This window comes from Paenibacillus sp. MMO-177 (genome assembly GCF_037147795.1).
GTDB lineage: Bacteria > Bacillota > Bacilli > Paenibacillales > Paenibacillaceae > Pristimantibacillus.
This window is the reverse complement of sequence record NZ_JBBCUR010000015.1, coordinates 14066-38788: the sequence shown is the minus strand read 5'-3', so window position 1 is coordinate 38788 and position 24723 is coordinate 14066. Positions and strand designations below refer to the sequence as shown.

General features: G+C 51.5%; 24 protein-coding genes and 1 tRNA gene. 11 read left to right on the top strand and 14 right to left on the bottom strand.

Annotated features, from left to right (window positions below; translation table 11 throughout):
* The first annotated feature begins 84 nt into the window (after positions 1 to 84).
* The 3 genes from WFK81_RS28330 (at position 85) to WFK81_RS28320 (ending at position 6205) form a co-directional block, all read left to right on the top strand.
* On the top strand, positions 85 to 3924 hold the full coding sequence (locus WFK81_RS28330; protein WP_336790542.1) for a response regulator: 3840 nt from the start codon (positions 85 to 87) through the stop codon (positions 3922 to 3924).
* 103 nt (positions 3925 to 4027) lie between these two features.
* Positions 4028 to 4750 carry a response regulator transcription factor gene (locus WFK81_RS28325; protein WP_336790540.1) on the top strand — a complete coding sequence of 241 codons (723 nt, stop codon included), beginning with the start codon at positions 4028 to 4030 and terminating at the stop codon, positions 4748 to 4750.
* A gap of 168 nt (positions 4751 to 4918) precedes the next feature.
* Positions 4919 to 6205 carry a putative bifunctional diguanylate cyclase/phosphodiesterase gene (locus WFK81_RS28320; RefSeq protein WP_336790538.1) on the top strand — a complete coding sequence of 429 codons (1287 nt, stop codon included), beginning with the start codon at positions 4919 to 4921 and terminating at the stop codon, positions 6203 to 6205.
* Positions 6206 to 6306: 101 nt separating this feature from the next.
* Here WFK81_RS28320 and WFK81_RS28315 read toward each other — a convergent pair whose 3' ends face one another.
* On the bottom strand, positions 6307 to 6525 hold the full coding sequence (locus tag WFK81_RS28315; protein ID WP_132311235.1) for a hypothetical protein: 219 nt from the start codon (positions 6523 to 6525) through the stop codon (positions 6307 to 6309).
* A 111-nt stretch (positions 6526 to 6636) separates the two neighbouring features.
* Positions 6637 to 6831, bottom strand: a complete 195-nt coding sequence (locus WFK81_RS28310) for a hypothetical protein (RefSeq protein ID WP_336790535.1) — start codon at positions 6829 to 6831, stop codon at positions 6637 to 6639.
* Positions 6832 to 7172: 341 nt separating this feature from the next.
* Between WFK81_RS28310 and WFK81_RS28305 the strand changes: the two genes are divergently transcribed.
* Positions 7173 to 7976 carry a serine/threonine protein kinase gene (locus tag WFK81_RS28305; RefSeq protein ID WP_336790533.1) on the top strand — a complete coding sequence of 268 codons (804 nt, stop codon included), beginning with the start codon at positions 7173 to 7175 and terminating at the stop codon, positions 7974 to 7976.
* A gap of 107 nt (positions 7977 to 8083) precedes the next feature.
* A tRNA-Thr gene (locus tag WFK81_RS28300) sits at positions 8084 to 8158 on the top strand.
* A 289-nt stretch (positions 8159 to 8447) separates the two neighbouring features.
* On the opposite strand, the gene WFK81_RS28295 is transcribed toward WFK81_RS28300, so the two are convergent.
* The 3 genes from WFK81_RS28295 to WFK81_RS28285 all read right to left on the bottom strand — a co-directional run bounded on the left by WFK81_RS28295 (position 8448) and on the right by WFK81_RS28285 (position 9461).
* Positions 8448 to 8834, bottom strand: a complete 387-nt coding sequence (locus WFK81_RS28295; protein ID WP_336790531.1) for a hypothetical protein — start codon at positions 8832 to 8834, stop codon at positions 8448 to 8450.
* 90 nt (positions 8835 to 8924) lie between these two features.
* Positions 8925 to 9167, bottom strand: a complete 243-nt coding sequence (locus tag WFK81_RS28290) for a hypothetical protein (protein ID WP_336790529.1) — start codon at positions 9165 to 9167, stop codon at positions 8925 to 8927.
* Between the two features lie 69 nt (positions 9168 to 9236).
* Positions 9237 to 9461, bottom strand: coding sequence for a hypothetical protein (locus tag WFK81_RS28285; RefSeq protein ID WP_336790527.1), 225 nt, complete (start codon positions 9459 to 9461; stop codon positions 9237 to 9239).
* 627 nt (positions 9462 to 10088) lie between these two features.
* Here WFK81_RS28285 and WFK81_RS28280 point away from each other — a divergent pair.
* Positions 10089 to 10649 carry a superoxide dismutase family protein gene (locus tag WFK81_RS28280; protein ID WP_336790526.1) on the top strand — a complete coding sequence of 187 codons (561 nt, stop codon included), beginning with the start codon at positions 10089 to 10091 and terminating at the stop codon, positions 10647 to 10649.
* A 46-nt stretch (positions 10650 to 10695) separates the two neighbouring features.
* Here the strand turns inward: WFK81_RS28280 and WFK81_RS28275 are convergent, their stop codons facing one another.
* From WFK81_RS28275 to mscL, 3 genes are all read right to left on the bottom strand, one after another.
* Positions 10696 to 10962, bottom strand: a complete 267-nt coding sequence (locus WFK81_RS28275; RefSeq protein ID WP_336790642.1) for a phage holin family protein — start codon at positions 10960 to 10962, stop codon at positions 10696 to 10698.
* A gap of 737 nt (positions 10963 to 11699) precedes the next feature.
* Positions 11700 to 12332 (bottom strand): NUDIX hydrolase, encoded by a 633-nt coding sequence (locus WFK81_RS28270; protein ID WP_336790525.1) that lies wholly within the window; start codon positions 12330 to 12332, stop codon positions 11700 to 11702.
* A gap of 30 nt (positions 12333 to 12362) precedes the next feature.
* Positions 12363 to 12869: a large conductance mechanosensitive channel protein MscL gene (gene mscL, locus WFK81_RS28265; protein WP_336790524.1), complete on the bottom strand. Its 507-nt coding sequence runs from the start codon at positions 12867 to 12869 to the stop codon at positions 12363 to 12365.
* A gap of 172 nt (positions 12870 to 13041) precedes the next feature.
* Here mscL and WFK81_RS28260 point away from each other — a divergent pair, with 172 nt between their 5' ends.
* Positions 13042 to 13818: a sporulation protein gene (locus WFK81_RS28260; protein ID WP_442956105.1), complete on the top strand. Its 777-nt coding sequence runs from the start codon at positions 13042 to 13044 to the stop codon at positions 13816 to 13818.
* A 248-nt stretch (positions 13819 to 14066) separates the two neighbouring features.
* Positions 14067 to 15140 (top strand): FUSC family protein, encoded by a 1074-nt coding sequence (locus WFK81_RS28255; protein ID WP_336790520.1) that lies wholly within the window; start codon positions 14067 to 14069, stop codon positions 15138 to 15140.
* Between the two features lie 1292 nt (positions 15141 to 16432).
* Here WFK81_RS28255 and WFK81_RS28250 read toward each other — a convergent pair.
* The 5 genes from WFK81_RS28250 to WFK81_RS28230 form a co-directional block, all read right to left on the bottom strand.
* The gene (locus tag WFK81_RS28250; protein ID WP_336790518.1) at positions 16433 to 16720 is read right to left on the bottom strand and encodes a transposase; all 288 of its coding nucleotides are present in this window, start codon (positions 16718 to 16720) and stop codon (positions 16433 to 16435) included.
* Between the two features lie 22 nt (positions 16721 to 16742).
* A complete protein-coding gene (locus WFK81_RS28245; protein ID WP_251656604.1) occupies positions 16743 to 16886 on the bottom strand; it encodes a hypothetical protein in 144 nt (47 codons plus the stop codon).
* Positions 16887 to 16981: 95 nt separating this feature from the next.
* The gene (locus WFK81_RS28240) at positions 16982 to 17557 is read right to left on the bottom strand and encodes a TVP38/TMEM64 family protein (protein ID WP_336790515.1); all 576 of its coding nucleotides are present in this window, start codon (positions 17555 to 17557) and stop codon (positions 16982 to 16984) included.
* 91 nt (positions 17558 to 17648) lie between these two features.
* Positions 17649 to 18827: an MFS transporter gene (locus WFK81_RS28235; protein WP_336790513.1), complete on the bottom strand. Its 1179-nt coding sequence runs from the start codon at positions 18825 to 18827 to the stop codon at positions 17649 to 17651.
* Positions 18828 to 18857: 30 nt separating this feature from the next.
* Positions 18858 to 20054 (bottom strand): diglucosyl diacylglycerol synthase, encoded by a 1197-nt coding sequence (locus WFK81_RS28230; RefSeq protein WP_336790511.1) that lies wholly within the window; start codon positions 20052 to 20054, stop codon positions 18858 to 18860.
* 176 nt (positions 20055 to 20230) lie between these two features.
* Between WFK81_RS28230 and WFK81_RS28225 the strand changes: the two genes are divergently transcribed.
* Positions 20231 to 21211 carry an aldo/keto reductase gene (locus WFK81_RS28225; protein WP_336776909.1) on the top strand — a complete coding sequence of 327 codons (981 nt, stop codon included), beginning with the start codon at positions 20231 to 20233 and terminating at the stop codon, positions 21209 to 21211.
* A gap of 47 nt (positions 21212 to 21258) precedes the next feature.
* Here WFK81_RS28225 and ilvA read toward each other — a convergent pair whose 3' ends face one another.
* Entirely contained in the window at positions 21259 to 22527 is a 1269-nt protein-coding gene (ilvA, locus tag WFK81_RS28220) for a threonine ammonia-lyase IlvA (RefSeq protein ID WP_336790509.1), read from the bottom strand.
* A 101-nt stretch (positions 22528 to 22628) separates the two neighbouring features.
* Between ilvA and WFK81_RS28215 the strand changes: the two genes are divergently transcribed.
* Together WFK81_RS28215 and WFK81_RS28210 are read left to right on the top strand one after the other, a co-directional pair.
* Positions 22629 to 23174, top strand: coding sequence for a hypothetical protein (locus tag WFK81_RS28215; RefSeq protein ID WP_336790507.1), 546 nt, complete (start codon positions 22629 to 22631; stop codon positions 23172 to 23174).
* A 132-nt stretch (positions 23175 to 23306) separates the two neighbouring features.
* Positions 23307 to 24314, top strand: a complete 1008-nt coding sequence (locus tag WFK81_RS28210) for a LacI family DNA-binding transcriptional regulator (protein ID WP_336790640.1) — start codon at positions 23307 to 23309, stop codon at positions 24312 to 24314.
* The last annotated feature ends 409 nt before the right edge of the window (positions 24315 to 24723 follow it).

Here is a 24723-nt window from a genome sequence, read left to right as displayed (position 1 = left end):
TCCATCCGACAAATCGTCTATCGATTCCACCCCCTCCTGACGATATAATACATGTAGATTTACTTGGGAAGGGGACCGCGTGTCTTGAACAACCTATCATTGCGGACAAAAGGCCTGCTTATCATCGTCTTGATCACCTTCATCCCACTTGGCTTCGCGGGAGTGTTTAATTACTTGTCCGTTAAGCAGGAAATGATTAGTACCGCTTCTGAAAGGGTGGCTAGCCGGCTGAGCGTAAGCGCTAATTACCTGGCTTCCTGGCTGCAGATCAGGAAGGCCGAGGTGGTCGTGATGAGCCGCACGGATATTGTCCGTTACGGTACCGATGCGGAGAGGCTGAATTATTTCAGGCAGGAGCTGTACCGCTCGGATTATACCTATTATGCGATTGGGTATATTGATGCGAGCGGCCGGGCGATCCGTACGAACGGGGATCCGGTCAATATGAGCGGGCAAGCGTTTTTTCGAGAGGCGATGCAGGGCAAATCGGAAATCACGGATCTGTTCCTGCCTTCCTTCGATAAGCTTAGCCTGAAGCAATCCCTTATTGTAATTCCGGTCTATGATCAGAGGAACAAGATTAACGGTGTTTTGTACGCATCGATGCCGATGTCATCGATTTCGCCCTATTTCCTTGTGGATAAGGATCCAAGCTCGGAGTATTGGCTCTACAACGAGCGGGGAGTAGTCTTGTTCCATTCGTACTCTACCTCTGCAGGCGTGAAGCCGATTCAGGGACTGCTTAACGGGCAGCCGGGTCTAACTCTCGACAAGCTGCTTCATCCTTCCGGGCAAATCCATATCCAGCGCGGAAATATAGAACATATTCTTATTTATATGGACATAGACAGTACCGCACCTTGGCATGCCGCGCTCGAGATTCCGAAGGCAAGCCTCACTACAGGCATATCCAAAGTATTATGGTGGACCTTTGCCACAATCGCTTTGTCGGAAGTCGTGATCGTCATTCTCTTCTCGCTCTATTTCAATACGATCATTAACCGGCTGAAAGGCATTCTTTCCGTTACAAAGCAAGCTGCCGATGGCAAATTCGAAGTGGAGCATTTGTCACAGGAGCCGGGAGACGAGGTCGGCAAGCTGGCCGAATCGGTTAACGGGATGATGGAGCATCTGAAGGACATGTTTGGACGCCTCGAGGCGATAATCAATCAGAACGAATACTCCTTTATTTTGCTGGATGAGAATTACCGCGTCAGTTACATGAATCAGGCGGCGGAGAAGTTGATCGGCTATACGACGGACGAACTGAAGGGGCATGCGACGCCGCTTCTGTTCATGGATCCGGACGAAATTGAGCGGGAGGCGGAGATCCTGTCTCAGAAGCTTGGCGTACACGTCGAGCCGGGGCTCGAAGTATTCCGGATGCTGCGCCAGGTTGATTTCTCTTACGAGCGGCAATGGACCTATATCCATAAGGACGGGACCAAAATTCCGGTGCGCCACTTCTCGAACGGACTTCACGATCAACAGGGACGCCTGACCGGGGTTCTTGGTATGGCTTACGACATTTCCGAGCATGTAAGAGTGGAGAAATCCCGCAACCTTCTGCTCGATATTATCGGCTCGGCCAAAGACCTTATCGCATCCATCGATCATAACGGGAAGGTTGCCTACATTAACAAAGCGGGCAAACGGATGCTGGGCCTGCCGCTGGATTATAAGCCGAAGGACTATAAGAGCTACGTCGAACCGTCCATGTACCTGTATCTCATAAAAGGCTCCCGCATCGCCGAGAAACTTGGCTATTGGGAAGGGGAAGCCGAGCTTCTGACGCAAGCCGGAGACAAAGTGAATGTCTCCCTTGTTATCGTAGCCCATGCTTACAGAAATACCGGCGAGCTGTACTTCTCCTGTATCGCGCGCGATATTACCGAGCAGAAGCATATTCAGGAGGAACTGATTCAAGCGACGCAGGAAGCCGAACAAGCGAATGCGGCCAAAAGCCGCTTCCTGGCGATGGTCAGCCATGAGATCCGTACGCCTCTTAACGGGATTATCGGTCTGTCGCAGCTGATGCAACGCACCGGATTGTCCCCTTCTCAGAAGGATTATATGGACAAGCTTGGCAACTCCTCGGAATCTCTGCTGCGCATCATTAACGACCTGCTCGATTTCTCGAAGATCGAGGCCGGCAAGGTCGAGGTAGAGCGGGTTGCGTTCCACCCTCAGGAGATGCTCAGCCGGTTGACGGATCAGCTTAGCGTCTTTATGGGCGGCAAGGAGCAGTTCGAATTTATTTTGGAGGTTCCCGAGCAGCTGCCGACCACTCTTCTGGGCGATCAGATGCGCGTTGAGCAAATTTTGCTGAACCTGTGCATGAACGCCGTGAAGTTTACGGAACGGGGGCATGTGAAGCTGGCTCTTGAGGTGCTGGAGCAGTACTCTGACGGATTAAAGCTGCAATTCACCGTGGAAGATACCGGTATCGGCATGACGAAAAAACAAATCGACAGGCTGTTTACCCCGTTCACGCAAGCCGACGGCTCAACCACCCGCAAATATGGGGGCACCGGCTTAGGACTTGTTATTGCCAATGCTCTCGTCAAAATGATGGGCGGGAAAATCCAGGTGGACAGCGAGCCAGGCTTAGGCAGCCGGTTCAGCTTTGTCTTATCCTTCCCTGTCCTGTCTTCCGTGACGGAAGAGAGGCTGATTGTCGGCAAGGAGCTGGAGGATCAATGCATCTGGGTCGTGGAAGACAGCGACGAGATGCGTCGGCATTGGTGCGAGCTCGCCGAATCGTTCCGCCTGACTCCCGTGGCGTTCTCCTCCTGGGGAAGCGCAAGGGAGAAGCTGCGCCGGATGGGTGCGGGGGCGATGCCCAAGCTGATTATGCTGGACATGGAAATGCCGGATATGTACGGGGCGGAGACTTGGCTGGAGTTCCACAAGCAAGCTGCCGCGGCAGGGGTGAAGACGATCGCGCTAACGACCTCCTTCGGCAGGGATGAACTGATGCAGATGCCCGATTCCGGGCGGCCTGATACGATTCTGACCAAACCGGTAACCCGTCTGGCATTGTTCCATGCCTTGACGGGAACGCTGGAGCAAAGGCCGGTAGAGGTGAAGGAATGGACGATGGCTGCACAAGAAGCAGCCACTTCCGCGGAGCCTCAGGAAAAAATACGGGTTCTGCTTGCCGAAGACAATCATATTAACCAGCTGGTAGCGATCGAGCTGCTCAAGGAGCGGGGCTTCGAGGTTGGTCTTGCGGAGAACGGACGGGAGGTTCTGGAGAAGCTGGAACAGGGGAACTGGCATCTGGTCCTGATGGATATTCATATGCCAGAGATGGATGGAATGGAAGCAACAACGATGATCCGCAAAGATTCCCGTTACGAGCAGCTGCCGATTATTGCGGTAACGGCCAATTCCCTGCGCACGGATCATGAGCATTACCTGCAGCTTGGCATGAACGGAGTGGTGACGAAGCCTTTGGATCCGGATCGGCTCTACATGGTCATTATGAATCTGCTGAACAACAAGAAGTTTCCGGTGCTTGAGCAGCAATCATGGAGCGTTTCGGACCAGTCGGTGCCCAAGCTTGACGGCATTCAGGTTGAGACCGCACTAGCCAGGGTAAGCGGCAAAGTATCGATTTTGCGCCAGATGCTGGTTCATTTCCTGAAGGATTACGAGGGCTTCCCGGACAAGCTGATCGAGGAGCTGGCGAATGGCCGGATCGCCACCGCGAGACGGATGATCCATACGCTGATGGGGGCTGCGAGCCACTTGTCGGCGAATGACGTGGTGCAGGCGGCTGCAAGGCTGAACGAGATTTTGAAGAAAGAGGAGGGGGAAGAGGATTGGAAGGCGCCGGCCGAACAGCTGAAAAAAGAGCTTGATCGTGTCATAACCGGTCTGCAGCATAAATCGATTTCAACTTTCGACAGTTTCTCCTAACAATCTTCTAACATTTTATTGTTAACCCTTACATTCGTATTGTATATTAGAGATAGATTTATATTATTTGACAGAAATCTTCTTTCCCTAAGGGGTGGCGCCGGTGTATAAAGTTTTAGTAGTTGAAGATGACGTCATGATGAGGGATATGCTGTCGATGTACTTGTCGGAAGAAGGGTATTCGGTAAGACAGGCAGGAACGGGCGAAGATGGCCTGCGGGTCGTTCAGGAGTTTGAGCCTGATGTCGTCTTGCTTGACCTGATGCTGCCTGATATGGATGGTATGGGGGTTTGCGCCTCTATTCGCGAACGATCGCATGTTCCTATTATGATTTTGTCGATGAAAAGCGAAGTTTCCGAACGCGTCCAGGCCTTAAAGGCCGGGGCCGATGATTATATGTGCAAGCCATTCAGCATGCATGAAATGACGGCGAGGGTGGAGGCCCTAATTCGTCGTTCCCAATTCAGCGCTTCCGAAGCGGAGGCGGCAAGTGCCGCGGAAGCGGAAGAAGCCGATCTCGCGCCGATTCAGCTGGACTCCGAGCGCAGAATGCTCCTTGTCAGAGGCAAGCTGATTGAGACGACCTTTTCTGAATTCGAGATGATGAAACTGTTCTTATCCCACCCGGGCAAGGTATTCAGCAGGGAAGAACTGATCAATACGATTAGAGGATTTGATTCTTTTGTAACGGATAGGGCCATTGATGTACATATCGTTAATCTGCGCAAAAAAATCGAGCAAAACCCGAAAGAGCCCCGTTTAATTCGTACGGTATGGGGCTTTGGTTACAAATATACGACCGACCACAGTCAGGAACATGATTAAGGTAAGCGACCCAAAGATCACCTCCGCTGCAGGGTGATCTTTTTTATACCCCCTTGTCCTACAGCTGGCAAATGCCTAACATACTTCTAAAGAACAATCCGCAATTTTTCTAATACTTATATGGGACTATAGGATTAACAGTAATGACAAAAGGATGGTGTAGCAATCGTGCATGGGTTAGCCAGTTTACCTGAACGGCAGGAGGCTTATGCTCAGCTGGAGGTGGCTTTGAGCCGCGCGCGGGCATCGGGACAGCGGCTCGTTGTGGCGTTGATTCAGATCGATCGTTTCTATGGTGTGAATGAGGCCAAGGGCTTAGAGGCATGCAACCAGGTACTTGAAAGTATCGGAGGACGATTAAGTCAAGGGGCGGATACGGCCTTTGTTACCTTAATCAGCGGCGATACTTTTTTAATGGCTAGAGAAATCGGATACTCGCAGGCGGAATGTGCCAATGCGGTGGAAGAGATGAAATATGCAGCGCAATACCCGGTTTCCTATGAGGGAGCGGAATTGAATTTGACGGCAAGCATCGGCACCTGCCTGTTCCCGCAGAACGGACGGACAAGCGAGAGACTGCTCGGGCATGCCGAGACGGCTCTCTTCAAATCGCGGGAGCAGGGCGGCAACCGGATTACGTTTTACAACGAGGAAGAGACGGCCCAAATGAACCGCTGGCTGGAGGTTGGAGCGTTGCTGCGTCCGGCCCTTTATTTGCGTCAGTTCCATCTGAGCTATCAGCCGATCTTTCGCACGGATAACGGGCGTCTCCGCGGCTTTGAAGCGCTTCTGAGATGGAACCAGCCGGAGCTTGGGGCGATCTGGCCGGCGGAATTTATCCCGATAGCCGAGCAGAACGGCTTAATCGTACCTATCGGCGAATGGGCGCTGCGCGAGGCCTGCGGGATGCTGGCGGGCATGCAGGAATATGGCCTGAAGGAGCTTGTTATTGCGGTTAATATATCGCATGTACAACTGATGGATAACAGCTTCTGCAGCATGGTTGCCCATGTGCTGGGGGAGGCGGGAATCGAGCCTTCTTGTCTGGAGCTTGAGGTAAAGGAGGACGTTATTCTTCATTTCACCGACAAAACATTAGCCGTACTGAGTCAGCTGCGCGCATTAGGCGTCAGAATTACGCTGGATAACTTCGGAGAAGGTTATGCCTCGCTTGCGAACCTCAAGCAGCTGCCGGTCAACAGCGTAAAGATCAGTAAATCGTTCATCCGCCAGATCGATGTGCAGAGCGTAGAGCGTCATATCGTTGAAGCGATGATCGGGCTGCTGCACAAGCTGGAGATTGAGGTTATTGCGGGCGGCGTCGAATACGAGGAGCAATATAAATTGCTGAAGGAATGGAGCTGCGACTTTGTGCAGGGCTTCCTTCTGGGATCTCCGATGCAGCCGGATTTGCTCGACATGTCGATCATCCGAAAGTCGCCGCAAACGGCGTAAATAGTAAACAAGGTAAAATCTAAAAGCCCTGAAGGATTCGCGCTTGGCGGATCTTTCAGGGCTTTCGTATTTTGCGGGTCATTTGGTCTAGTTGTTATCCGTTAGCTTACTTCAAGATACAGTTTCGTCCCGTCGTTATATTGGAAAATGGCAACATCGCGGACAACCTCGACCTTCGAAATGCGTTTCCACTTTTTGCGGAAATCGAAGTTGTATTCCATCTCAAGCAATTTATGATGAAGTTGTTCAACGGAAGCCGCCTGCTCGTTAACGTAATAAACGGGAACCGAACGGTCTTTGAAGGTAATGATTTTCATCATACCATTCGCACCTCCACTCGTTTTTTTCCAGTTTACTAGAAACGTTTTAGCCGCTTATAAAAAGGTCATAAGGTTATTGTTTAGTTTGCTAACATTCTCCTAACAATTTCCTTAGCTGCTGTAGCTGCCGTATTTTTTCTTATAATGGCTATGACCGTATGGGGGTTGCTGCGGCGGATAATAGTTTCCTTTTTTGTAATCGCTGCTGCTGTGACTGTAATGACCGTAATGGCCGTGGTGTCCATGTTTGTTATAGTGTTTGCCGGTAACCGAGCCGAGGAGTCTTTGTAACATGTGTCTGATCATGAATTGACCTCCTAAAAAGAATTATCACCCAAACAGCCGGGAAAGGCTGTTCGTGATGATTCTTGCTTCGAAAGCATGGGCTTAAAGAATGATCACCCAAACAGCCCTGAAAGGCTGTTTGTGATGATTCTTGCTTCGTAAGCATGGGCTTACCTATAATTAAGTCTTTGTTAAGGAATTGAAACACCTTAGACTTACGAAATATTACGCAAGCCGCTTAACGCTGGTTTCATGGAAAACGCCTACTCCGCTCTGTACGAGGAAACCAAACTTGTTTCTATCCCGTATGCGTAGGGCAAGGAGGGATTCCTATCTGGTGGAAGCAATGGATCCATAATTGGGTGGACTACCCGCTGCGGCAGGGAATCGTATGGGCGGGAACCTACCGTATCGAGGAGTTTCTGGGGATGGGCAGTTACGGCCAAGCCTATCGCTGTACGGATCTGCGAAGCGGATCAACCGTTCTTCTGAAGCGCGCAAAGCCAAGCAAGCGGGATACCGGCCGGAGACTGCTGAAACGCGAAAACGATATCCTTCGGCAGCTCAGCCATCCGCAGCTGCCCAAGTGGCTGGACTGGACTGTTCACCGCCGTGAAGGCGCACTTGTGATGGAATATATAGAAGGCATAAACGTTGAGCAGGCGATTTTGCTGCAGGGAAGGACCTATACGCAGCTGGAGGCGCTACGTATGTTGTTGATGCTGTTCTCTCCGCTGGAGCACCTGCATCAGGCGGGTTATGTGCATCGCGATATACGGATTCCGAATGTGATACTGAGCGAAGATGAGGTTCATGTAATCGATCTGGGACTGGCCTGCCGGGTTGGAGAAAAGGATGCGGATGGACCGGAAGAAAGGCCTAGCGGATTTGCCGACAGCTGGGGACCGGTAAAGTACCGCATGCGCCAGCCGGAGCAGGCGAGCGACTTGTATGGGTTAGGTCATTTCTTCTTATTCCTGATGTATGCGGGCTATACGCCGGAGGAAGGACAGGAGGAGCAAAGCTGGGAGGAGGAGCTTGCGATTGATCTCGAGGTTAAGAGCTTTATCAAAGGGCTGCTGGAGAGCAGATGGGATACGGCATCGGAAGCCAGGAAAGTGCTGGAAGGAATCGTTAGACATTATTCCTCGGGAAATAACGAATAAAACGTTAAAATGTCGAATCCCATTTTAAAAAGGGCTGCAGCTGTTGTCGGGGAAAGCGGGAAATAGTTGACTTTTACGTTGAAAATCCGTATCCTAAATATTGTCTCGCTGATGTAGCTCAGGGGTAGAGCAACGCACTCGTAATGCGTAGGCCGGGGGTTCAATTCCCTTCATCAGCACCATTTTACGAAAAAGCCCGTTAAATCAACGTCTTGTCGACGTTGAATGTTACGGATGGACATACGAAAGGGCTGCGTTTTCCGAATGAAAAAGCGGATGAACGTAAGACCTAAATGAAGCCTTCTACGTCATAACGTAGGAGGTTTTTTTATGCCCATTGATCAAAATTTTCATTTTACAAAGAAAAATCCCCTTTCACTGCATGTAAAGAGGATTTTCGCTATCTATGCGATTTAGAGGGAGATTGAAACTATGAAATCCATCCTATCCTCTCATCTGAAACGTCTTCCATTAGATAATGATGCAATACCAATCTAACAGTACATTTTTAACCTTGGCTTTAATCTCTCTTTTGGTGAAACCTCCTGAGTATATACGGGTCGAAACCGAATCATACACAGCATCGATGTTGATACTGTCCATACTGGTTGCCGACACCCATAGACCAAATATCCTTGAGTTTGCATACGAGATATAAATAGCTCTGGATGTATTCGATTGCATCTCCAAAGTACGATCAGAATCAACGAATGCTGTAATAATGGGCATCATTTCAGACTTCACGCGCTCTATCACATCGTTTACATCATCTTGGTCCCTGTGGCTTTTGTTCTTTTTCTCATTCTTCAATTTCTTCATCTGGTCTCGGAAGTCTGCGAAATCATCTTCTTTACTCATTTCGTTGCACTCTCCTTTCGTAAATTCTCAATAAAAAGGGTACGGAATATTCCGTACCCTTTAAATAGGCACCCATAGAAAGGATTTAACTTAACAATTTCGATTTGCATGCAACGAGATTGCTTGAATGCTGCGAGGATTAATGAACAAGACTTCATTATCGACCAAGAACAGTACAGAATTCCCTTCGAATCCAAGGAATGTAGCATTGATCCCACGTGGACCTGTGTGGTCAAATACAACGTCTACACGTACCCCCGGGGAGAGACGGAACAGAATGCTTGGAGCTCCGCCAAAACCTCCATTAGCACCAACACCAAAACCGCAACTCATATTTTTATCCTCCTTCAATGATCCGCAGCCTCTATTTAGGCAATCGCAGAAAGGTACTTATTTTTTTCTTTAGCCATGCAACGAGATGGCTTGAATGCTGCGAGGATTAATATACAAGACTTCATTATTGACCAGGAACAGCGCAGAATTCCCTTCAAATCCAAGGAATGTAGCATTGATCCCACGTGGACCAGTGTGGTCGAATACAACGTCTACGCGTACACCTGGAGAGAGACGGAAGAGAATGCTTGGTGCTCCACCAAACCCTCCAGTAAAACCAGAACCGCAACTCATGTGTTTTTCCTCCCTTCAATGATTCTCATACAAAATATGAGAGTTTGTTAGCAAACGACAAGGCTAATCTACTAAGGAATTCATGGATTTTGTGAGATTAAAAGGTTACGGATTGTATTCCGCAGCCTCTATTTAGGCAATTGCATAAATTTAAGTTCTTCTCTGTGAGTACGAGGTGCATGCAAAGAGATGGCTTGGATGCTGCGAGGATTAATGAACAAGACTTCACCGTCGACCAAGAACAGTGCGGAATTTCTTTCAAATCCAAGGAATGTGGCTTGGAGCCCTCGCGGACCAGTGTGGTCAAACACAACGTCTACTTGCACCCCTGGAGAGAGACGGAAGAGTATGCTTGGAGCTCCATCAAATCCTCTATTAATCCCTCCATTAAAACCACCACAACCACAACTCATATAATTATCCTCCCTTCAATGACTCTCATACAAAATATGAGAATCTGCTTTTATACTATTCAGATTTGAAAGAGAGGTATGGACGGCTGACTGAGTCGAAACGCATATTTAATTGCCATATAGATTTATAGAGCAAAATATTTAGGAAACGAATGAATATTTATCCTTAACCTGGTAAAAGCTAACTTGGAAATTACGCTCCAAGGAGGATAACATGAACAAATCAATGATGCTGTGCTCGCTTGGCTTCCTCGTCGCAAGCTGCGGGTTTTCCAGTGCAGCAATGGCAAGCCAAGGAAATGGCCACCACACGCGCAGTCATGTGATGGAAGCAAAGGCCGCTTTTATCGATACGAAAGGCAATCAGATTGGGACTGTCGTATTGACGGAGGAAAAAGACGGCGTGCATCTGAAGCTGGAGGCCAAAGGCCTTCCGCCGGGCGTTCACGGCATTCACTTCCATAATGTCGGCAAATGCGAGGCTCCGTCCTTCGAATCAGCCGGCTCGCACCTGAATCCGAAGAACAAACAGCATGGCTTCGATAATCCGCAAGGCTTCCATGACGGCGATCTGCCGAATATTACGGTCGGCAATGACGGCACGGTAAAGGCGGAGATTATTTCGAAAAATGTAACGCTCGACACGGAAGCGCCAAACTCGCTGCTTCCAGCCGCCGGTACAGCGCTTGTTATTCATGAAAAAGCGGATGACTACAAGACGGATCCATCTGGCAATTCCGGCAGCCGCATTGCCTGCGGCGTTATTCAGCACTAACATACAAAAGGCACAGCCGTCCTCTTCGGACAGCTGTGCCTTTTTCTCATTTTCCTCTTTTTATAAACGTCTGCTTCACCAGCTGGCTCCCGTACACGGAAAAGGCTCCGCATAAAACACCCTGCAGTACGCTTTCCACATGAAAGCCTAAGATGAGACAGGCGCAGAGGACGGCTACCGCCGTAACCGCATACACAATGGTCCAATCCGGCACAATCGGCGTTTGTTTCAGCATATAGCCGATTACCCAGCAGGCTGCCACAACAATCATTAACCGGGGATCGATGAGATTCGAAATATTCTCCCACGACATACCGCCACTTCCTTCGTTCCACGCTTTATCATCGTACTTTATTTTATGAATCGATGGAGCCTCATGAAAGGGCCTTTCGCACATGGACAATAAATAAAGCGCGAAGCTCCGATAACCCGGAACCAGCGCCGTTGCTGGTTTTATAAGAATGTACACTTATTTATTCGCCTACGCATACGATATGTAAGATATCGCTCGATACAGGAGGCGAATGACAATGCCGATTATCCCTAACTTCCCGTTGGAATGGATGGAGGAGCATACGATCTGGCATCACCAGCATCATGTGACGCCGGGAACAATGCCGCCACCGGGGTTCGGTGAGGAGTTTTTACGGTTTCACCGATATTTTATCAATAAGGTGTATAACTGGTTCGACCGTATGGGCTACGACAAAAGGGTCATTGCCGGCTGGTCGGAAATGCCGGCTGGAATATTACAGTCGCCATGCATGAATCAGCAGGCTTTATACCGGATTCTTTACAATCCGCAATCGTTTCATTCGCTTGATGAGTTTGGCCGGTTTATAGAGTACACCGGTGTTCACGGTTGTATCCATGCCACCGCTGCACGTTTGTATAACAACCCGGAGATCGATAACTTTGACCTCTGCACAAGGCAGACCGAGTTCTACAACATTCACGGCATGGTCGATCAATGGTACCGGAACTGGGAAGCGGCCTGGGGAGCCCGGTCGGACAGCGGCGGCAAGCCGCAGCTTCCGAGCGGAGTGTCGATTACGTACAATCGCGCAAAGCCCTCATTATCGACGCGTAGTAGCTCGGCTCCCGAGGTACGAATTCAGCAGCTCGGACGGCTCGCGTCGCCTTGGATAGGCCACCATCGGCCGTCGACGCAACGCCCTCGCAAACCAGCTCCTGCAGTTCCCCGTCGAACAGCCGGATCATCAACTCGACGTCGGCCTCGAATACAGCCGCCACTTCTTCAGCTTGCAGCTTTAAATCGCCTAACGGAAATGGGCATACAAGCGCGAAAACGTCGCTGACTTCGCGATCGATAAAAGGCACGCCGTTTACTTCTCCGAACATTTCCTTGCGTGCCTCGCCAAGAGGAATCAGCTCTTCGAAGCGGGCAGCAACGCCAAGCTCCTCTTCGATCTCGCGGACCGCATCCTTCACGGTCTCGCCGGCCGAGAGGTGGCCAGCCGCGGTAATATCGTAACAGCCGGGATAGGTATCCTTCCCGGCTTGGCGCAGCTGGAACCGCACGAAGCGACGGTTCTCCTCGCGGCGCGTCAGCCAGCAATGGAAGGATCTGTGCCAATAGCCCAGCGCATGGGTCTCGGTGCGGCTTGCGGTGCCAAGCGGGTTAAGCTGTTCGTCGTAAATATCGAAGCGTTCTTCTGCCATCGGAACCTCCACCTTTTTATCCGGTTTCTTCTAGCCGCTGGCTGCCGTTCCTTCTTCAAGCACGGAGGTACAATGCTTGCAGCGCGTAGCCTTAACCGGAATTTGGGACAAGCAGTACGGACATTCTTTTTCCGTCGGCTCCGCCGGTGCGGCGGCTTCCTCCGGTTTAATGCGGCGCAGAATGTTGATCCCTTTCACCAGCAGGAAAATACATACGGCAACGATGAAGAAGTCGAGCAATACGTTAATAAATTGGCCGTACGCGATAACGGCTACCCCGTATTTGGTCGCATCGGCAAGGCTATGGATGTCGTGCATCGAAACGCCTGCCGGCAGCGGCTTGTCCGAGCCCAAGTTAATGAATAAGTCCTTGAAATCCGCGCCGCCGAGCATGCGCCCGATGGGAGGCATAATAATATCGTTGACGAGAGAGGTAACGATTTTGCCGAAGGCACCGCCGATAATAACACCGACTGCAAGGTCGATTACATTCCCTTTAATGGCGAATTCCTTGAACTCCTGAATGATTTTTTTCATCTTCAATTCCTCCTACATGGATCTACTCTACTATATTAGTCGATCTTCCTTCCGATAGAAAGTGCCATGGTCTTTGAAGGGCCATATTGGCGCCTAGAAAAATGCAACTTCCTCCGCCAATGAGCCGTAATAGGCTTAGGCAATCATTTAATTCGATGATAAGAGCGAAGGGATGGATGACATGTTTAATCGTTTATTGGCCAGTATTGGCATTGGTTCAGCCAAAATCGATACGCTTCTTGAAAAGTCGCAATACGTGCCTGGCGAAGAAGTCCGGGGCGTAGTCAATATTCGAGGGGGAAATGCTCCGCAAAACATAGATACCATTCAAATCTCAGTCATGACCGAATACATTCGCGAGAGCAACGACAATAAATTCAGGCAGCACGGGGAAATCGGGCGTTACCATGTGAGTGCGCCGTTTACCTTGGAAGCTGGCGAGACCAAGGAAGTGCCCTTTAGCTTCCGCTTGCCTTATCAAACGCCGCTTACGCTCGGCAGAGCGCCGGTATGGGTGAAGACCGAGTTGGAGGTACGCGGAGGCGTGGACCCGGGGGACAACGACCGGATCGATGTTCTGCCTACCGGCGCGATTAACACGGTGTTCCATGCTCTGGATCTTCTTGGCTTTCGGCTGCGCCAGGCGGAATGCGAATATTCTCCGCGGCATGGCGGCGGAATGCCTTTCGTTCAGGAGTTTGAATTTGTGCCGACCGGCCAGTTCCGGGGTCAGCTCGATGAGCTGGAGGTTATGTTCTATTCGTCCGACCGGGAACTGGAGCTGCTGCTTCAAGTGGATCGCCGTGCGCGGGGGTTAGGCGGCTTGTTTGCGGAGGCGCTTGACCTGGACGAGACGTTCGTGCGCTGCACATTTACCGAGGAACAGCTGCAGGCAGGACCGGCAGCTATTGCCCGTCAGCTGTCCGAGCTGATCGCCAGAACGATATAGCCGTTTGGGGGGCCGGGCGAGCGGTCAGTCGGGACGGGTCCGGGATGCTTTCATAAGGCGTCCCGGGCTTTTTTGTGTGAAACGGAAGAAGCCGCGCTGGCTGTCAATGGACAGCAAAGCCTTTTCGCCTTGGTTCAGCCTCCAATCCTTTGGTTAATAAGGGGGAAAACCTTGGTTATTTTAGCGTTTGTGGCATAATAAAGGGAAGACAAGGAAGGGCGAGTCTCGCTCATGAAGGAGAAATTGGTATGACGATTGGAGCGCGGGTGCTCAAGACAGGCATGGCAGTCGCACTTGCCATATACCTGAGCGGATTGTTTGGTTTTGCATCTCCGCTGATTACAACCGTCGCAGCGATTCTGACCATCCAGCCGTCTATTTACCGCTCTTGGCAGCAGGTGCTGGATCAGTTCCAGACGAATCTGCTCGGGGCGGCGATGGCGCTGGCTGCTATGAAGCTGTTTGGGCAAACGCCGATTGCGGTAGGACTTGTATGCATATTAGTTATTTTGGTTAGTATCCGTTTGAAAATGGAGACAACCATCGGCGTTACGCTGGTGACGGTTGTCGCGATTATGGAGGCGCATGGCCAGGAAATCACGGTGGCGCTTGAACGCTTTCTGATGGTATTGACAGGGATGGGAGCGGCGTTTACCGTTAATGTACTCGTATTCCCGCCGCGCCCGAGAAGGCAGTTCACCGAGCAGGTGCATCATGCTTTCTCCCAGATGTCGCTGCTCCTGCGGACCGCGATTTCGAATGAGATGAGGGAGCAGGTGTACCGCAAGGAGAAAGCGAAGCTGCACAAGACGCTGCGCAAGCTTGAGGACAGCTACAACCTGTTCGAGGAAGAGCGGAAGATACTGGCCCGCACAAAAATTAGCCACGCTCGTCAGCTGCTCGTATCCAAGCAGATGATCCGGGCGCTGCAGAAGGGATCGGATTTGCTCGAGGTTGTAGAGGAGCATTACTTCTCTGCGCCGAAGGCCGGCGACTGGGCCGCGCGCTTCGACCGTCAAATCGAGGATTTGACGAAGTACCATGAATCGATCGTGCTGAAGATCGAGAACAAAATGAAGCCCAACATGTCCATGGAGCCGGGCGAGGAGCGGGAGGCACGCCTCGTTGCCGAGCTCACCGACTACGTCCGAGAGGATCCGGACGAACATAAGCGATTGATCTTCGTCGCATCCGCGTTGTTCGAGTACGCCTACCATCTGCGCCGCCTGGAGAAGCTGGTCGACCACACCCAGCGCCCCCACGGCGAACCCGAAGAGCGCCGCGGCGCCGAAAAAGCCGACGCAGCGGCAGTTCGGGAGTAGCTCGTTCGCTAGCTGTCTTGGCCACGCCCGATACATACTTACGGAAAAACCGTGCTACAGCCGGTGAACGGATGAATCCGACTGGTGCGAGGGGCGGAATAACAGGAAAAAACCATGTTACAGAGGTGCGGACGCTCGAGTGCGGGGTTAAAGTAGCCCAATAAGACGGAAAAACCGTGCTACAGCCGGTGAACGGATGGTCTAACTGGTGCGAGGAGCCGAATAAGAGGAAAAAACCGTGTTACAGAGGTGTGGACGCTCGAGTGCGGGATTAAAGTAGCCCAATAAGATGGAAAAACCGTGCTACAGCCGGTGAACCGTATGGTCCGACTGGTGCGAGGAACCGAATAAGAGGAAAAACCATGTTACAGAGGTTCGGACGCTCGAGTGCGGGGTTAAAGTAGCTCAATAAGACTGAAAAACCGTGCTACAGCCGGTGAACCGATGATCTAACTGGTGCGAGGAGCCGAATAAGAGGAAAAAACCGTGTTACAGAGGTGCGGACGCTCGAGTGCGGGATTAAAGTAGCTCAATAAGACGGAAAAACCGTGCTACAGCCGGTGAACCGATGGTCTAACTGGTGCGAGGAGCCGAATAAGAGGAAAAAACCGTGTTACAGAGGTGCGGACGCTCGAGTGCGGGATTAAAGTAGCCCAATAAGACGGAAAAACCGTGCTACAGCCGGTATAAGAACGGTCGAATTGTTAGGTTGTGGCAGATAGTAACACGCATTCCTAGGCTTAACGATGTACGACATCGCCAAGCCTTTAAAAAGGCAGCTTAGCTGCCTCCTTAACGATGCACGACATCGTTAAGGATTGCAAAAATGGCCCGCGGAGGGCCAAAAGTGGAGTTTCGAGCTAGCTTAACGATGTGCGACATCGCCAAGCCTTTAAAAAGGCAGCTTAGCTGCCTCCTTAACGATGCACGACATCGTTAAGGATTGCAAAAATGGCCCGCGGAGGGCCAAAAGTGGAGTTTCGAGCTAGCTTAACGATGTGCCACATCGTCAAGCCTTCAAAAAAGCAGCTTAGCTGCCACCTTAACGATGCGCGACATCGTTAAGCGTTATCGCCGGCACTGGCCCGTGGCCTGTGGTCGGCGAATTGTGCAGCCGACCGAAAAGACCCCCTCATCCAATTGAGGGGGTCTTTTTTTGCTGTTTGCCCAGCTGCAGCGCAAGGCAAAGGGGAGAGGGAATGTGTCTCCTGAGGAGCGCAGTCGAAGGAGATGCATTCCCTCTCCCCCGATAACAAGCTACTCCCACCGCCCCTGCAACCTGCAAAAGCAACCTAAGAATCCGTCTTATTGCTCCCTTTGTGGCGCCGCGGATGCTGCATATGAGCTTCCGGATCATCATCGTCGTCTTTTGCAAGGAGACGCGGATCGGTACGGCCCTCGTGGTGATTATCGAAGTCGAGCTCGACAAGCTCCCATTCGGTATTGCCGTTCTGCGGATCGGCAGGGAATACATCGCCGCGTTCAAGCTTTTCTACGCGGCCGATTTCGTTTTTATAAACACCCGATACCTCGACATGCTCGCCTGACATCGGATCCATTTGATTATGCTGCTCGCTCATGGCCCACTCGTCCTTCCTTAGCTTATAATCCGTGCTTCGGTACCGCTGCCGCATCGGCTTCGGATTGCATCTTGCTAGCCTTTTGCTTGCCTTTGCCGGTACGGTCGGCTTCTGATTGCGCTTTGCTGGCTTCGACTTGTTTATGGGACGGCCATTCACCTGACATGCTGCCATCCTCCTTTCGGCAGATAATTCTTTAGAAGTGTGCCACTAAAGGAGGCTATGTATGAGCGGTCAGGGCCAAGAGGAACAAATTGCTGGTTAATTCACATGATAGCGGGACTCGATTTTTTTGCCGCCGAACCACATGACGATAATGACGGCACAGGTAACGAAGATGCGCCACGGCTCCTCGCGGAAGCTGCCGATGTTGAAGCTGATCAGCGAGATGCTTAGAATCATGACCCCTTTGCCGAGCACGGTTGCAAGAACAAAGGTGCGCAACGAGATTTTGCTGAAGCCCGATACAATATTAATGATTGACGACGGGGAGAACGGGAAGCAGGCCAGCAGAAAAAGCGGCGTAAAGCCTTTTTGGTCCACCCATTTGAAGAACCTTTCGGTTTTGGGGAACCGGCGTTCAATTTTGGACTTTACATTCTTCCCCAGCTTGCGGCTGATCAGAAATACGCAAATCGCTCCGATGGACACCCCGATCCAGGAGAGCAGAAAGCCCAGCCACAGGCCGAAAATATTCGCGTTAGCCGCTACAATCACGATCAAAGGAAGGAAAGGCAGGAACGATTCGAGAAGCGGCAGCAAAATGCCGGGCAAAATGCCAAACTGCGAGTAGCTCTCCAGCGTTCGCTGCAAATGCTCAAGGTCCAGATTTTTCATTTGGACGTACAAATTATTCACGCTCTCCATCACATGCATGGTTGTTACCTACCCCACTTAACCCCCAACCGGGAAAATATTTCGTTCTTCCTCATTTGCCGTTCATCTTAGTTGCCGGAATCAGCACATACAACAGGGCAATGAGTCCAAACAGCACGGCGCTTACCCAAATAACCGTGCGAGTTCCAAAGCTTGCGGCGAGAATTCCTCCGGCAAGAGGGCCGATCATGCCGCCCAGGCCTTCGACGGTCGACAGCATTCCCCAGCCCAGTCCTTCCTGCTTAGGAGGAACGTAAGCAGCAAGCAAAGCATTCCAGGCCGGCAGAATAGCTGCATAAGACAAACCTAGAATTACGACAATAACTAAACAATACCAAAACGGAAGCCGCCATGCCAACATATAGAGCCCGAAGGCGAAAACGGCAAAGCCAATAATTAAAAACCACTTCTTGCCGCCAAGCTTGTCCGATAAACGGCCCATCGGAATAAGACCGGCTGCAGCGCATACGCCTCCGGCAGACAGCAGAAGGGAATATTGCGCGCCTGCAAAGCCAAGCTCTTTTTCCGCGAAGTTTGGCAGCACGGGAACAAGCATGCTGGCGCCTGCCGTCTGCAGAATCATGCCCGGCAGAAGCATTCGCATAGCTTTTATACGTTCCATTAGGGCAACAAGTTGCCGTTTCAACGGAATGGCCTCGATCTGCTGTCCGCTGACCTTTGCGTTGTTCATGAAAAAAGCCAGAAAAGCTGCAATAATCGACAGAATCAGCAGCAAAAAATACGTGCCGTATACATAATAGTCGAGCAGAATATTGCACAAAATTGGACCGGCGCCTAGTCCCGTAAGCCAGACGGTGTACAGAAAGCCCATTTGGCTGGCCCGTTTATCGTCGGAGACCTTTGTCAGACAGACAATCCAGATGGGCGACATACCGATGCCGTACAGAGCAGCCGCCAGGATAAACAGCCAGGCTACATTGGCGAATTGAATCAGAAACACGCCCGCTAGCGAGATCAGCAGGCCTGTCCGCACGACAAACCGGATCGAGAACCGGTCGAGCAGATAGCCGATGACCATCTTAAGCAGCGTGTCGGTCAAATAATGCGCCGTAATCGCGATGCCGATAACATCCAGAGATAAACCCAGAACCTTCGTTCCATAAATGGGGAACAGGCTGATCAGCACCGCACCCCTTACAAATTCCACCAAAAACAAGATAACGGAGATGAGCCGCATCTCCGTTCCGAATCTCATCCCCGCATTTTTCACCGGCGGTCAGGCTCCTTTACGATTTCACCTTTAACTATAGCGTTGACCAAATTTTACATTCCAACCGCATTCCCGCAAAATATGATGAGCAATGCTGTCCGCTGCGGCATCCTCCGTCTGGAGGCGCTGTACCGCCATCCTGCTGCGCTGCAGCTGCTCGGGATTTCGGATCAGCTCCATAATATGGGCTGCCATTTCCTCGGGATCATGGCTGATCATGGCGGCCCCTTTGGATTGCAGGTAACGCGCGTTTTTTTTCTCTTGGCCGGGAACCGGCCTATAGAGGAAAAGCGGCAGTCCGGCCCATATCGCTTCGGCCAGCGTGACGCCGCCCGGTTTGGACACGAGGCAGGTTGCAAGAGACATCAGTTCATGAACCTGATCCACGAACCCAAATAGATGAAGGCGGTCCGCCGACGGGTGATATCTAAATTGGTCTGCCACAGAGGCTTTCAATACACTATTGCGTCCGCACACAAGCGCAATCTGCGCGTGCGGATGTCTTTCAAGCAAAAGGCGGCAAAGCTCATCGCAGTCCGGCATGACGCCTTGCGCGCCAGGCATAAGAAGGATGACGGGCTGCCCGGGGTGAAGGCCATATTTTTCGAATAGCTCAAAGGAAGGAGTGAGGCTGCTCCGAAAGCCGCGTCCAAGCGGTATGCCGGTAACGGATACGCGTCCGGGATGTATGCCAAGCGAGCCCAGCTCCTGCTTCAAATCGTCGGTAGCGACAAAATAACGGCCGATGCCGGGATGTACCCAGCGGCGGTGCAAATCAAAATCGGTAACAACCGTGTAGGTTGGAATGGAGGCTCCGGGGTGAATATTCTTGCTGAGCCGGCGGCGGTGAAGGGCAGGCAGCGCGAAGAAAGGAAAAGTATGTATCACCGCATCGGGTTGTTCTTTTTGCAGCAGCTTCTTAATCTTGTCGCGGCCAAAGGAGTGAAGGAATCCGCCGAACAGGGAGTTATGCTTCATGGGACGGGTAACATCGTAGACCCAGCCGTACAAATGGGGAATATGCGTATAGCTTTTCAAATACACGCGTCTTGTCATCTCGTTCAGCCAAGGGTGAGACTCGGCCATCAGGTCGACCATGACGGTACGGTTGTTGCCCGCCTCCTCCAGCGCGTCGCGAATCGCTTTGGCGGCTTGCAAGTGGCCGTCTCCATACGAAGCATATAAAATCAGCACCTTGGGCTGATAGCCGTTATTAGCGCGAACCATTTGATGCCACCTCCTGCCGCTAAGTATAGCGGAACAATGTCAACGCATTGTGATCATGTTGGTTCCCTCTTGTTAATTTTGTATAATGGGACATGTATCCAAAATTTATTCTGAGATTTTCCTTGGTTGCCGCATGCGCAGCAGGGAAAACTCACAAAGTGGGAGTGAATCGGGAGATGAAGTACACTTATTTGGGCCAGTCCGGCCTTCGTGTAAGCCGGCTTTGCTTGGGAACGATGAATTTTGGCGTTGATACGGACGAGAAGGAAGCTTTCCGCATTATGGATGCGGCGCTTGACGCAGGCATTAATTTTTTTGATACCGCAAATATTTACGGCTGGGGCGAGAATTCCGGCCGCACCGAAGAAATTATGGGACGCTGGTTCGCAAAAGGCGGCGGTCGCCGCGAGAAAACAGTGCTCGCTACCAAAGTATACGGCGACATGCATGATCCTTATGACGGTCCAAACCGTGAAGCAGGTCTTTCCGCCTATAAAATTCGCCGCCATCTGGAGGGCTCGCTGCGCCGTCTCCAGACGGATCATATCGAGCTGTACCAGATGCACCACGTCGACCGCAACGTGAACTGGAACGAGCTGTGGGGAGCTTTCGAAACGGCTGTTCACCAGGGCAAAATCGGCTACGTAGGGTCAAGTAACTTTGCGGGCTGGGATATCGCGGTGGCGCAAGGGGAAGCGAAGGCAAGAGGTGCGCTTGGTCTTGTCTCCGAACAGCATAAGTATAATTTGCTTTGCCGTCTGCCCGAGCTGGAAGTGCTTCCGGCTTCGAAGGCGCTTGGTCTTGGCGTTATTCCGTGGAGCCCGCTTGACGGAGGCCTGCTCTCCGGCAGTCACCGCCACGGCGGCGCGGGAAGAAGAAGCGGCGAGAGAAACGAGCGCTTTGCGCAAGTGAAGCCGCAGCTGGACGCGTACGGGGCGTTATGCGATGAGCTGGGAGCGCCGGAGGATCTGGTATCGCTGGCATGGCTGCTTGCGAACCCTGCCGTTACCGCACCGATTATCGGGGTGCGTACGCTGGAGCAATTCGAGCGCTCGCTGCGCGCGGTCGAGCTGACGCTTGACGAGTCGACGCTGAAGCGCATTGACGAGATTTTCCCTGGCCCAGGCGGAGACGCGCCGAAAGCCTACGCTTGGTAATTTCTACAAAAGCGGTAAGCTGTCGGCGCGCCGTATAAAGCCTATGATTAGATCAGGATATTAAAGAGGACAGGATCTTTGTTCAGTTCGACGAACTGGAAGCCTTTCTTCTGCATCCGCCCGATAAGCGCCGCGTAGTCCTCGCGCTGCTTGAGCTCAATGCCGACAAGGGCCGGTCCGTTGTCTTTATTATGCTTCTTCGTATATTCGAAGCGGGTAATGTCGTCATTCGGGCCTAGGACATCATCGAGAAATTCTCGGAGCGCTCCTGCTCGCTGTGGAAAGCTAAGCATGAAATAATGCTTCAGTCCTTCATAGATGAGCGAGCGCTCTTTGATTTCCTGCATCCGGTCGACATCGTTGTTGCCGCCGCTGATGACGCAGACTACCGTTTTGCCCGCGATTTCGTCGCGCAGCATGTCGAGTGCGGCAATTGGCAAAGCGCCCGCAGGCTCCGCGACAATCGCGTTCTCGTTGTACAGATCAAGCAGGGTGGTGCAGATCTTGCCTTCCGGTATGGTCCGCACATCGTCAAGCAGCTCGCGGCAGATCGAGAAGGTTAGATCGCCAATCCGTTTGACGGCGGCACCGTCCACGAATTTGTCGATATGCTCAAGCGGCGTCACTTCTCCGGCATCCAGAGAGACGCGAAGCGAAGGTGCGCCTTCCGGCTCGACGCCGATCACCTTCGTCTGCGGGGACACAGTCTTCACATAAGAAGCGATGCCTGCTACCAGGCCGCCTCCGCCAACGGATGCAAGCACATAGTCCGGCACCGTCTCCGCGGCTTCCATGAGCTCCTGGCCAACGGTTCCGTTGCCCGCGATGATCTTTGGATCGTCAAACGGATGGATGAAAGCCATTCCGCTGCGATCGGATTCGGCTACGGCTTCGGCATACGCATCGTCAAACGTATCGCCGGTCAAGATAACCTCGACAAACGCGCCGCCGAAGAAATTAACCTGATTCACCTTTTGACGCGGCGTCGTGCTTGGCATATAGATTTTGCCTTGTACGCCAAGCGCCTGACAGGAGTACGCTACCCCTTGGGCATGGTTGCCCGCGCTTGCGCAGACTACGCCCGCGGCAAGACGCTCAGGCGGCAGGGAACGCATGAGATGGTAAGCGCCGCGGATTTTGAACGAACGAACGATCTGAAGATCCTCGCGCTTCAAGTATACGTTGCAGCCGTAACGCTCGGAGAGAACGCGGTTGTACTGCAATGGCGTTCGGGTGATAACATCCTTAAGATGCATTTGAGCATGAACGATATCTTCAAGTCCGATCTTGGAGGAATAGGATGATTGAAATTCCATAATATAAAAGTCACCTCGTTAATAGTCGCGATTCGACAAACACTGATGATTCATTATAGCATTATCTTTGTTGTTATGTAGGCGAAAAGGAGGTAGACAAAATGTTCCGCTGGCTGAAATGGTTAACAATTATCGTGGTGCTGCTTGCTGCCATTGCCGCAGGCGGGGGATTATGGCTCAAATCCTATGTTGCTCCCGAGGAAAAGCTTGATTTAGCTTATGATCCGGTCTCCATTAAGGATAAAGCGGTTGAGATGGTTGCAAAGCTGAAGCCTGAGATCGTGTTGTCGGAAGCGGATGTGAACAATCTGATCAAAAGCCAGCTGCAAAGCAATCCCGCGTCGCTGCCCCCGGATATGACCCTGGACGGTGCGCGCTTTGAGGTGAACGGCGACAGGCTCATTGCCCATCTGAATATGACTTATCGCGATTTTTTGCCGGTAGGCATGCTTGCCACTTACAAGATGACCTGGCAGGCGCCGAATCTGACTTTCGAGCCCTTGTCTTTAACCGTGAAAAATTATGACCTGGGGAAGGACCGGCTTGACCGGATCGTTGTCCCGATTGAGCTCCCAAGCCTGATTTCGATCGGCAATATGGAGTTCCAGCAGGATCAGATTGTGATTAAGCTGCGGCTTCAGTTGTAAGATTGGCCTCTGTCCGTATGACAGAGGTCTTTCATTTTTCGTTAACCCGCGCTCAAAAGGCGTACGGCTATATTGAACTTGGTAGAATTTACTCATATAATGAGAAAAAACGTTACGGTAAGGGATCATATCGTGGACAAAAAAATAGTGGATGTTGCGAAGCGGGCAGGCGTATCCGCCGCTACGGTTTCGCGGGTGCTTAACGAGAGCAGTCTTGTGTCGGAGAAAACGAAAATAAAGGTGCTCAAAGCAATCGAAGAGATGGATTACCATCCGAATGCGGCAGCCAAGCATCTGCGTTCCCAGCGGACGATGACGCTTGGCATTATCGTACCGGATATCAACGTCTCTTATTTCTCCGAGATTATTAAAGGGATTGAGAATAAGGCGTACGCCCATAAATATAAAGTTCTCATTTGCGACTCGGATAACCAAATCGAGAAGGAAATGGAGTACCTGGGACTTTTGCCGGACAAGACGGTTGACGGCATGATTCTCGTTACGCCGCGCGTCAGCGACGACACCATTAACGAGTATGTGCAGAAGGGCTATGTCATTGGCGTGGTTGGACGGGCCGTCGCGCACGAGAATATACTGAGCTGCAAGACGGATAACGTAAAGTTCTCGAATGAGGCGGTGCGTCATCTGGTTGAGCAGGGTCACCAGCAAATTGCCTACATTGGCGGTTATTCCGATTCCCTCGAGAACTATGAGCGGATGGAAGGCTACATGAAGGCTCTCAAGGAAGGGAAGATTCCGTTCCTGCCCACTTTGATTGACAATGGCGACTTTGAAGAGACAGGCGGCTATCAGGCGTTCAACCGTCTGCTCGAGCGCAATCAATCGTTTACGGCGGTTTATTGCGCCAATGACGAAATGGCGCTTGGGGTGTACAGAGCCTGCCGGGAGAGGGGAATCCGCATTCCGGAGGATATGGCGGTCGTTGGCGTCGATAATAACCGGATCACGGAATATTTGCTGCCTGCCCTCAGCACGGTGGAGCAGCCGAAATACGAGATGGGAGCTCATCTCACCGAAAAGCTGATCGCCCAGATGAACGGAAACGAACAAAGCATGCAGAAAAAGTATGTGATAGAGTCCAAGCTGATCAAAAGGGAATCTTCCAGCTTTAAGCGCTAATAGTGGAATAGAGAAAGAGTTTTTGGCTGGCTTATCCAGCCAAACTCTTTCCCATCGAAGCTGCCATTTGGCGGCTTTTTTTGTTGTCTGGTCAGAGCTGTAACCTTGCGGGGACGCAGACGCCCCGTTAATGGTGGAGCACATTAACTAACGAGTTACTTGGTTCGTACGCGCACGGCCAGCATGCGCTGGACCGTTTATACGCTGCCCAAAAGTGCAGTGTATATGCCCATTTCGGGCAGCATGGGTGGAATATGCTGCTCAGAATGCAGGATAATGCGTCTAAATGGGCTCGTTGGAGCTGCTTTTCTCTTATATCCTGCATTCCATGCAGGATATATCGAGTTACCTGATCTAATCGCACCAATATGGTGCATTTCATGCAACGTAAGCGTGCGGCGGCACTTCA

What these genes read in the sequence shown, in the direction of transcription:
- WFK81_RS28275 (WP_336790642.1), bottom strand. Translation starts at nt 10,962, where the DNA reads ATGTCGTGGGAGAATATTTCGAATCTCATCGATCCCCGGTTAATGATT.
- mscL (WP_336790524.1), bottom strand. Translation starts at nt 12,869, where the DNA reads ATGAAAAAAATCATTCAGGAGTTCAAGGAATTCGCCATTAAAGGGAAT.
- WFK81_RS28255 (WP_336790520.1), top strand. Translation starts at nt 14,067, where the DNA reads ATGACGATTGGAGCGCGGGTGCTCAAGACAGGCATGGCAGTCGCACTT.
- WFK81_RS28295 (WP_336790531.1), bottom strand. Translation starts at nt 8,834, where the DNA reads ATGAGTAAAGAAGATGATTTCGCAGACTTCCGAGACCAGATGAAGAAA.
- WFK81_RS28310 (WP_336790535.1), bottom strand. Translation starts at nt 6,831, where the DNA reads ATGATCAGACACATGTTACAAAGACTCCTCGGCTCGGTTACCGGCAAA.
- WFK81_RS28315 (WP_132311235.1), bottom strand. Translation starts at nt 6,525, where the DNA reads ATGATGAAAATCATTACCTTCAAAGACCGTTCGGTTCCCGTTTATTAC.
- WFK81_RS28245 (WP_251656604.1), bottom strand. Translation starts at nt 16,886, where the DNA reads ATGTCAGGTGAATGGCCGTCCCATAAACAAGTCGAAGCCAGCAAAGCG.
- WFK81_RS28240 (WP_336790515.1), bottom strand. Translation starts at nt 17,557, where the DNA reads ATGAAAAATCTGGACCTTGAGCATTTGCAGCGAACGCTGGAGAGCTAC.
- WFK81_RS28260 (WP_442956105.1), top strand. Translation starts at nt 13,042, where the DNA reads ATGGATGACATGTTTAATCGTTTATTGGCCAGTATTGGCATTGGTTCA.
- ilvA (WP_336790509.1), bottom strand. Translation starts at nt 22,527, where the DNA reads ATGGAATTTCAATCATCCTATTCCTCCAAGATCGGACTTGAAGATATC.
- WFK81_RS28285 (WP_336790527.1), bottom strand. Translation starts at nt 9,461, where the DNA reads ATGAGTTGCGGTTCTGGTTTTACTGGAGGGTTTGGTGGAGCACCAAGC.
- WFK81_RS28270 (WP_336790525.1), bottom strand. Translation starts at nt 12,332, where the DNA reads ATGGCAGAAGAACGCTTCGATATTTACGACGAACAGCTTAACCCGCTT.
- WFK81_RS28280 (WP_336790526.1), top strand. Translation starts at nt 10,089, where the DNA reads ATGAACAAATCAATGATGCTGTGCTCGCTTGGCTTCCTCGTCGCAAGC.
- WFK81_RS28215 (WP_336790507.1), top strand. Translation starts at nt 22,629, where the DNA reads ATGTTCCGCTGGCTGAAATGGTTAACAATTATCGTGGTGCTGCTTGCT.
- WFK81_RS28225 (WP_336776909.1), top strand. Translation starts at nt 20,231, where the DNA reads ATGAAGTACACTTATTTGGGCCAGTCCGGCCTTCGTGTAAGCCGGCTT.
- WFK81_RS28290 (WP_336790529.1), bottom strand. Translation starts at nt 9,167, where the DNA reads ATGAGTTGCGGTTTTGGTGTTGGTGCTAATGGAGGTTTTGGCGGAGCT.
- WFK81_RS28230 (WP_336790511.1), bottom strand. Translation starts at nt 20,054, where the DNA reads ATGGTTCGCGCTAATAACGGCTATCAGCCCAAGGTGCTGATTTTATAT.
- WFK81_RS28250 (WP_336790518.1), bottom strand. Translation starts at nt 16,720, where the DNA reads ATGAGCGAGCAGCATAATCAAATGGATCCGATGTCAGGCGAGCATGTC.